The following is an 8,580-nucleotide window of genomic DNA, read 5'->3' on the forward strand; positions in this document are numbered from 1 at the left end:
CAGATCCCCGTCCGACGCCAACCCCGCGTGATACAGCCGAAGTTCCGTCGCCCCCAGCGAACGCGCCCGCGCCGTGTCCTCCGCGAGGGTGGCCGGGCTGCCGCCCATGCCGGAGACCACCGTGAGGTTCGCGGCGAGGATGGCGCCGGCGCGCCCCTGTTCCGCGAACGGCGTCAGCAGCCCCGCGCCTCCCGTGCACGGCACGACCACGCCGTCCGCGACGGACAGGACGTGCGCGGGGTCGACGCCGGCGTTGGCACCGCAGTGGTACGACACCGGGTCGGCGTGCAGCAGGACCTGGAAGCCGGCCGGTGCCACCGCGCGGACCGCCGCGACCGCCGCCTCCTGGAGCGTGCGCGCCGTCTCGTCACGCCACACGCGCGTCGCGTTCGCCGCGCCCTCGCCGAGCAGCTTCTCCACGCCCGCCCAGCCCCCGTCCGAGGGTGCGGCCCCCCGCCACACCGGCTCCAGCGCGGCGCGCACCGCGGCGGCCAGGGCGTCGGGGTCGAGGCCCTGTGCCCCGTAGCCCTTCCGGCAGGACGGGCAGAAGCAGAGCGACATCAGGTACTGCCCGGCGTCGCCCAGTCCGACCCCGCCGGTCTTGTCGTGGGCGTGGAGGTGGGCGAGGCCGTACCAGCCGAGGGACTCCAGCTCCGTGCCACGTGCGCCGGGCCGTACCGCCGCCTCGGCGGCCAGGTCGGTGAGGTACGCGCGCGTGGCGGGCTGGGCGATGCAGGGAGCCCAGGGGTAGCGGTCGCCGTAGGCGTTGACGACCGAGGTGTGCGGATGCTCGGCGCCCAGGCGGGAGTTGTGGGCGAGGACGACCCACGTGTGCACCTCCAGCCCGGCGTCCGTGAGCGCGGCGGCGGCCTCGCCCCAGGCGTCGCCGGGGGCCCAGTCGCCGGCCTCGTACGGGCGCAGCTCGCGCCCCTCCCAGCGGGCGGCGTCCGGCGGGTAGAGGACGGCGGCGTGTTCGGCGGTGACGACGCGGTGGCGCGGGTGGCGGGGAGTGAGGGCGCGGGTGGAGTGGTAGGCGGAGGCCAGCGTCACCTGCTCCACGCCGAGGCCTGCGACGAACCCGGCCGCCTCGGGGTCGCCGTTGACGTCCCAGGGGTACACGAACGCCGACGCCCTCACCGGCCCGCCCCCTCACCCAGCAGCGCGTACCCCCGCTCGATGATCTGCCCGAGCTGCTTCACATGGTCCTCCCTCGGCTCGTGCAGCGGCGCCCGCACCTCCCCCACGTCCAGCCCGCGCAGCCGTACGCCCGCCTTGACCAGGGCGACGGCGTATCCGCGGCCCTGGGCGCGCAGTTCGACGAAGGGACGGTAGAAGCCGTCCAGCAGCCGGTGGACGCTGGCCTCGTCGCCCGTGTGGAGCGCCCGGTGGAAGGCGAGGGCGATCTCGGGGGCGAAGCAGAACACGGCGGAGGAGTAGAGGGTGATGCCGAGGGCGCGGTAGGCGAGCTGGGTCTGCTCGGCGGTCGGCAGTCCGTTGAAGTAGAGGAAGTCGCCGCCGGGCACCTCCGTGCGCACCGCGCTGACGATGCGCTGCATCAGGTCGAGGTCGCCGAGCCCGTCCTTGAGGCCGATGACGCCCTCCGTGCGGGCGAGTTCGGCCACGCTTTCCGGGGTGAACACGGCGTTGTCCCGCTGGTAGACGATCACGGGGAGGCCGGTCGCGGCCGCCACCTCCCGGTAGTGCCGCAGCAGCCCCTCCTGACCGGCGACGACCAGGTACGGCGGCATGGCGAGCAGCCCGTCGGCGCCCGCCTCCTCGGCGAGCCGGGCGTAGCGCACGGCGAGCGCGGTGCCGTAGCCGGCGCCGGCGACGACGGGCACCCGTCCGGCGGTCTCCTCCACGGCCGCCCGCACGCAGATCTGGAACTCCTCGGGCGTGAGCGCGTGGAACTCCCCGGTGCCGCAGCAGGCGAACACGGCGGCGGCCCCGGCCTCGATGCCGCGGCGCACATGCGCGCGGTAGACGTCGAGGTCGACCTCGCCGCCGGGGCCGTACGCCGTGACGGGGAAGAACAGCGGCCCGCTGGGGACAGTGAGCCGGTCGGCGAGAGGGGCTGAGGTCACGGGCGCTCCCCATTCCATATGTATGACCTACGTCTATATTTCTGAACGCCTCCACGCTAAGCCGCCGCACAGAGGCCGGTCAAGCACGCCAACTCCCGTCGCACCAGCGGATCCTTCACCCCCACGCCACCCGGCCCTGATACTTGACTGACCGCACCTCCCCTCCTTAGCGTGTCCATGCATATGAACGCCGTACGTGCATGCGTATATGTAGAAGTATGCGAACGCGTACGGCGGCCGCATCGAGGAGACCCCAGGAGACCCCGAGGATGCCCGCTCCCCGCACCGTTCTGCTCACCGGCGCCGCCGGCGGCCTCGGCACCCTCATGCAGAATCTGCTCCCCGCCTTCGGCTACCGGCTGCGCCTGCTCGACCTGCGTCCGATCGAGGGCGAGCCGGACGCGATCGTCGCCGACCTCGCCGACCGGGACGCCGTGCGTGAGGCGGTGCGGGGCGTCGACGCGATCATCCACCTCGCCGGCATCTCCCTGGAAGCCTCCTTCGACAAGATCCTCAAGGCGAACATCGAGGGCACCTACCACCTGTACGAGGCCGCCCGCGAGGAAGGCGTCGGACGCGTCGTCTTCGCCTCCTCCAACCACGCCGTCGGCTACACGCCCCGCCCGCAGGGCGATGACCCCCTCATCCCGGTCGGCACCCCGCACCGCCCGGACACCTTCTACGGCCTGTCCAAGTGCTTCGGCGAGGACCTCGCCCAGCTCTACTGGGACAAGCACGGCATCGAGACCGTCTCCGTCCGCATCGGCTCCTGCTTCCCCCAGCCGACCAGCGTGCGCATGCTCTCGGTGTGGATGAGCCCGCCGGACGGCGCCCGCCTCTTCCACGCGGCCCTCACCGCGGAGGACGTCGGCCACACCGTCGTGTACGGATCCTCGGCCAACACCCGCCTGTGGTGGGACCTCACCTCCGCGCGGGCGCTCGGCTACACACCGCAGGACGACTCCGAGCCGTACGCCGAGAAGCTCATCGCCGAACAGGGCGACCTCGACCCGGACGACCCGGCGCACGCGTGCCTCGGCGGCCACTTCGTGACCGACCCCCCGATCTGGCCGTACTGACCGGAACACGACCCCACGACGGGCGGGCGGGCACCGAACGGGCCCGCCCGCCCCCGTATGCGGGCGCCCGCGCTGCCCGTTCCCACCCCTTACACCGCTGCCTCCCAGGTCCGCGACGGGCGCCGTATGACCGAAGCGGGCACAACCGGGCAGCATCGGGCCCGCAACAGGCCTGGTCAGTGCCGCGGAGCCGCTGTAGAACTTCACCCAAGGGCCGCACGGGGCCCGAACGGGCAAGGACACGGCGACGAGGCGGTGAGGCGGGTGTTCGGCATGAGCACGAGGACGGCGGAGGAACGGCAGCGCGAGATCGTACGGGCCGCCCGCGCCACCGGCTCGGTCGACGTCACCGCGCTGGCGGCCGAACTGGGCGTGGCCAAGGAGACCGTACGGCGTGACCTGCGCGCCCTGGAGGACCACGGCCTGGTGCGCCGCACCCACGGCGGGGCCTACCCGGTGGAGAGCGCCGGCTTCGAGACCACGCTCGCCTTCCGCGCCACCAGCCACGTCCCCGAGAAGCGCAGGATCGCCTCCGCCGCCGCCGAGCTGCTCGGCGACGCCGAGACGGTCTTCGTCGACGAGGGCTTCACCCCGCAGCTCATCGCCGAGGCCCTCCCCCGCGACCGCCCGCTGACCGTGGTCACCGCGTCCCTGCCGGTCGCGGGCGCCCTCGCCGAGGCCGACGGCATGTCCGTGCTGCTGCTCGGCGGCCGGGTCCGCTCGGGCACCCTCGCCACCGTCGACCACTGGACGACGAAGATGCTCGCCGGGTTCGTCGTCGACCTGGCGTACATCGGCGCCAACGGCATCTCCCGCGAGCACGGTCTGACCACCCCCGACCCCGCCGTCAGCGAGGTCAAGACACAGGCCGTCCGCGCCGCCCGCCGCACCGTGTTCGCCGGCACGCACACCAAGTTCGGCGCGGTCAGCTTCTGCCGTTTCGCGGAGATCGGCGCGCTGGAGGCCATCGTCACCAGCACCCTGCTGCCCGCGGCCGAGGCCCACCGCTACTCGCTGCTCGGCCCGCAGGTCATCCGCGTCTGACCATCACCCGCACCACCGGCACCACCCACACCGCTGCACCACCGGCACCACCCACACCGCTGCACCACCCACACCACCCGCACCACGGGGCACACCACCGGGGCACCCCCACACCCCTCAACGCCCCATACCTCCCCAAATATTCAGGAGCGATCCATGCGAACCCAGAGCCGACGGAGGCCGCGAGCCCTGCTCGCCACGGCCGCCGCAGGGACGCTGCTCGCCCCGCTGCTCTCCGGCTGCTGGGTCGGGGCGGGCGGAGCGGGGTCGGGCGGCGACGCCATCAACGTCCTGATGGTCAACAACCCGCAGATGACCGAGCTCCAGAAGCTCACCGCCGACCACTTCACCAAGGAGACCGGCATCAAGGTGAACTTCACCGTCCTGCCGGAGAACGACGTCCGCGACAAGATCAGCCAGGACTTCGCCAACCAGGCCGGCCAGTACGACGTCGCCACCCTCTCCAACTACGAGATACCGATCTACGCCCGCAACGAGTGGCTGCACGAGATGGACCCCTACGTCGCCAAGGACGCGGCGTACGACGAGAAGGACATCCTGGGGCCGATGCGCGAGTCGCTCACCGGCGACGACGGCAAGCTCTACGGGCAGCCCTTCTACGGCGAGTCGTCCTTCCTCATGTACCGCAAGGACCTGTTCGCCGAGGCGGGCCTGACGATGCCCGCGCACCCCACCTGGACGCAGGTGGCCTCCTTCGCCGAGAAGCTCGACGGGGCCGAGCCCGGCATGAAGGGCGTCTGCCTGCGCGGACTGCCCGGCTGGGGCGAGCTGATGGCGCCGCTGACGACGGTCGTCAACACCTTCGGCGGCACCTGGTTCGACAAGGACTGGCAGGCCCGGCTCGACTCGCCCGAGTGGCAGAAGGCGACGAAGTTCTATGTCGACCTCGTCCGTGAGCACGGCGAGTCCGGCGCCGCCCAGTCCGGCTTCGCCGAGTGCCTGAACAACCTGACCCAGGGCAAGGTCGCCATGTGGTACGACGCCACGTCGGCGGCGGGCTCCCTGGAGTCGGCCAAGTCCCCGGTCAAGGGCAAGATCGGCTACGCGCCCGCCCCCGTCGAGAAGACCGACTCCTCCGGCTGGCTCTACACCTGGGCCTGGGGCATCCAGAAGGCGTCCCGCAACCCCGACAAGGCCTGGAAGTTCGTCTCCTGGGCGTCGAGCAAGGAGTACGAGCAGCTCGTCGGCGACAAGGTCGGCTGGTCCGACGTCCCGGCCGGCAAGCGCGCCTCGACGTACCAGAACCCGGCCTACCGCGAAGAGGCCGCCGCCTTCCAGGAGATGACCCGCGAGGCCATCGAGGGCGCCAAGCCGGGCGACCCCGGCGTGCAGCCGCGCCCCGCGCCCGGCATCCAGTTCGTCGGCATCCCCGAGTTCACCGACCTCGGCACGAAGGTCTCCCAGGAGATCAGCGCGGCCATCGCCGGACGCCAGTCCGTCGAGGAGGCCCTGAAGAAGTCCCAGCAGCTCGCCGAGAAGATCTCCGAGGAGTACGAGGGACGATGACCGCCACGACCTCGGCCCCCGCGGCCGCACCCGACCACCCCCGCACCGCCGTCCGCCCGCCGTCGTCCCGGCTGCGCGCCTGGGCCACCCGGGCCCCGCTCCTCCCCGCCCTGATCTTCATGATCGCGGTCACCCAGCTGCCCTTCGTGGCCACGCTGGTGATCTCCCTCTTCGACTGGAACGCCCTCTACCCCGACGCCCGCCACTTCACCGGCCTCGCCAACTACGGCGACGTCCTCACCGACCCGGACCTGCGCAAGTCGGTGTGGACGACGATCCTGCTGACCGTGGCGGTGGTCCTCGCCAGCCTGGTCATCGGCCTCGCCCTCGCCCTGCTCCTCGACCGCCGCTTCAAGGGCCGGGGCGTGGTCCGCACCCTGCTGATCGCCCCGTTCCTGGTGGTCCCGGTGGCCGCGGCCCTGCTGTGGAAGCACGTCCTCTACAACCCCGAATACGGGCTGCTCAACGGCCTGTTGCACTACGTCGGCGGGCCGCAGCCCGATTGGATCTCCAACACCCCGCTGCTCGCGGTCGAGCTCTCCCTCGTATGGCAGTGGACGCCGTTCATGATGCTGATCCTGCTGGCCGGTCTCCAGAGCCGGGACCAGCAGCAGATCGAGGCCGCTCGCGTGGACGGCGCGAGCGACTGGCAGATCTTCGTCCACCTCACCCTGCCCCACCTGCGGCGCTACCTCGAACTGGGCGCCCTGCTCGGCTCGATCTACATCGTCCAGAACTTCGACGCCGTCTTCACCCTCACGTCCGGCGGCCTGGGCACCGCCAACCTGCCCTACACCGTCTACCAGAGCTTCTACCAGGCCCACGAGAACGGCCTCGCCTCGGCCGCGGGCGTCCTGGTCGTCATCGGCTCGATCATCATCGCCACCTTCGCGCTGCGCGTGGTGTCGTCCCTGTTCCGCGAGGAGGTCGGCCGTTCATGACCGCCACCGCCGTACGCCCCGTCGTCACCGACACCAAGCCGGCCCGCCCCCGCCGCAAGGCAGGCGCCGGTCTTGGCCTGGTCGCCTGGCTGGCCGGGATCGTCTTCTTCCTGCCCATCGCGTGGATGGCGCTGACCTCCTTCCACTCGGAGGAGGACGCGGCCACCAACCCGCCGTCCTTCGCGGCGTCCCTCACCCTGGACGGCTACCGCGAGTTCTTCGGCGCCGGCGGCGGTGCGAGCCCCTGGCCGGCGCTGGTCAACTCGGCGGTGGCGTCGATCGCGTCGACCCTGTTCGTCCTGGTCCTCGCCCTCCCCGCCGCCTACGCGCTGTCCATCCGCCCGGTGAAGAAGTGGACGGACGTCCTGTTCTTCTTCCTCTCCACCAAGATGCTGCCGGTGGTCGCGGGCCTGCTGCCGATCTACCTGTTCGCCAAGAACACGGACATGCTGGACAACATCTGGCTGCTGGTCATCCTCTACACGTCGATGAACCTGCCGATCGCGGTCTGGATGATGCAGTCCTTCCTCGCCGAGGTCCCGGTCGCGATCATCGAGGCCGCGAGGGTGGACGGCGCGAAGCTGCCGACGATCCTGGCCCGCGTCGTCGCCCCCATCGCCCTCCCGGGCATCGCCGCCACGTCCCTCATCTGCTTCATCTTCAGCTGGAACGAACTGCTCTTCGCCCGGGTGCTGACGGGCGTGGTCGCCGAGACCGCCCCCGTCTTCCTGACCGGCTTCATCACCAGCCAGGGCCTCTTCCTGGCCAAGGTGTGCGCCGCGTCGCTCGTCATCTCCCTGCCGGTGCTCGCCGCGGGGTTCGCCGCCCAGGACAAACTGGTCCAGGGCCTGTCGTTGGGAGCCGTGAAATGAAGGCCGCCGTCATCGAGTCCGTGGGCCGCGCCGTCGTCACCGAGGTCCCCGACCCGACGCCAGGACCGCGCGAGGTCGTCGTCGAGGTCGCCGCGTGCGGCCTGTGCGGCACCGACCTGCACATCCTCCAGGGCGAGTTCGCGCCCAAGCTGCCGATCGTGCCGGGCCACGAGTTCGCCGGCGCCGTGGTCGGCGTGGGCACCCAGGTCACGGAGGTGGCGGTCGGCGACCGGGTGGCCGTCGACCCGTCCCTCTACTGCCACGAGTGCCGCTACTGCCGCACCGGCCACAACAACCTCTGCGAACGCTGGGCCGCCATCGGCGTCACGACGGCGGGCGGCGCGGCGCAGTACGCGGTCGCACCGGTCGCGAACTGCGTGAAGCTCCCCGAGCACGTCCGCACCCAGGACGCCGCCCTGATCGAGCCCCTGTCCTGCGCCGTCCGCGGCTACGACGTCCTCCAGTCCCGCCTCGGCGCCCACGTCCTCATCTACGGCTCCGGCACGATGGGCCTGATGATGCTGGAGCTGGCCAAGAGGACCGGCGCGGCGAGCGTGGACGTGGTGGACCTCAACCCGGCCCGCCTGGAGACGGCCCGCGGCCTCGGCGTCTCGGCCTCGGCCGCGACCCCGGACGAGCTGGACCGCCCTCAGGGCTGGGACCTGGTCATCGACGCCACGGGCAACGCGGCGGCGATCCAGGACGGCCTGGACCGGGTCGCCAAGGCGGGCACGTTCCTCCAGTTCGGCGTGGCCGACTACGCGACGCGCGTCCAGATCGACCCGTACCGCATCTACAACCAGGAGATCACCATCACGGGTTCGATGGCGGTCCTGCACAGCTACGAGCGCGCGGCGGAACTCTTCGCGAACGGCGTCCTGGACCCGGACGTCTTCATCAGCGACCGCATCGAGCTGGCCCGCTACCCGGAGGCGCTGGAGCAATTCGCGGCGGGCGTGGGGAGGAAGATCGTCGTCGTGCCGTAATTCTTCAGCCCGCCCGGCTGTCTTCAGCCCGTCCGGCGTTTGAGGAC

At 71.5% G+C, this 8,580-nt stretch carries 8 protein-coding genes; 6 read left to right on the forward strand and 2 right to left on the reverse strand.

Going from position 1 to position 8,580, the window contains the following annotated elements; genetic code table 11:
• Together GTW67_RS11725 and GTW67_RS11730 are read right to left on the reverse strand one after the other, a co-directional pair.
• Positions 1-1,137: hypothetical protein (locus GTW67_RS11725; protein WP_161164741.1), on the reverse strand; the 1,137-nt coding region annotated here is incomplete at its 3' end.
• Entirely contained in the window at positions 1,134-2,084 is a 951-nt protein-coding gene (locus GTW67_RS11730) for a 5-dehydro-4-deoxyglucarate dehydratase (protein ID WP_161164742.1), read from the reverse strand. The genes GTW67_RS11725 and GTW67_RS11730, both read right to left, overlap by 4 nt.
• A 269-nt stretch (positions 2,085-2,353) precedes the next feature.
• On the opposite strand from GTW67_RS11730, the gene GTW67_RS11735 reads away from it, so the two are divergent.
• The 6 genes from GTW67_RS11735 to GTW67_RS11760 all read left to right on the forward strand — a co-directional run bounded on the left by GTW67_RS11735 (position 2,354) and on the right by GTW67_RS11760 (position 8,533).
• Positions 2,354-3,163, forward strand: a complete 810-nt coding sequence (locus tag GTW67_RS11735; RefSeq protein WP_161164743.1) for an NAD-dependent epimerase/dehydratase family protein — start codon at positions 2,354-2,356, stop codon at positions 3,161-3,163.
• Between the two features lie 273 nt (positions 3,164-3,436).
• Complete coding sequence (locus GTW67_RS11740; RefSeq protein ID WP_161164744.1) at positions 3,437-4,207, forward strand: DeoR/GlpR family DNA-binding transcription regulator; 771 nt, start codon at positions 3,437-3,439, stop codon at positions 4,205-4,207.
• A 156-nt stretch (positions 4,208-4,363) separates the two neighbouring features.
• Positions 4,364-5,734 carry an ABC transporter substrate-binding protein gene (locus GTW67_RS11745; protein ID WP_161164745.1) on the forward strand — a complete coding sequence of 457 codons (1,371 nt, stop codon included), beginning with the start codon at positions 4,364-4,366 and terminating at the stop codon, positions 5,732-5,734.
• Positions 5,731-6,675 (forward strand): carbohydrate ABC transporter permease, encoded by a 945-nt coding sequence (locus GTW67_RS11750; RefSeq protein WP_161164746.1) that lies wholly within the window; start codon positions 5,731-5,733, stop codon positions 6,673-6,675. The genes GTW67_RS11745 and GTW67_RS11750 overlap by 4 nt, the downstream gene beginning before the upstream one ends.
• Positions 6,672-7,547 carry a carbohydrate ABC transporter permease gene (locus GTW67_RS11755; RefSeq protein ID WP_202437119.1) on the forward strand — a complete coding sequence of 292 codons (876 nt, stop codon included), beginning with the start codon at positions 6,672-6,674 and terminating at the stop codon, positions 7,545-7,547. The genes GTW67_RS11750 and GTW67_RS11755 overlap by 4 nt, the downstream gene beginning before the upstream one ends.
• Entirely contained in the window at positions 7,544-8,533 is a 990-nt protein-coding gene (locus GTW67_RS11760; RefSeq protein ID WP_161164747.1) for a zinc-dependent alcohol dehydrogenase family protein, read from the forward strand. The genes GTW67_RS11755 and GTW67_RS11760 overlap by 4 nt, the downstream gene beginning before the upstream one ends.
• Positions 8,534-8,580: the final 47 nt, after the last annotated feature.

This window comes from Streptomyces sp. SID5910, assembly GCF_009862125.1.
In the GTDB taxonomy this organism is placed as follows: Bacteria; Actinomycetota; Actinomycetes; order Streptomycetales; family Streptomycetaceae; genus Streptomyces.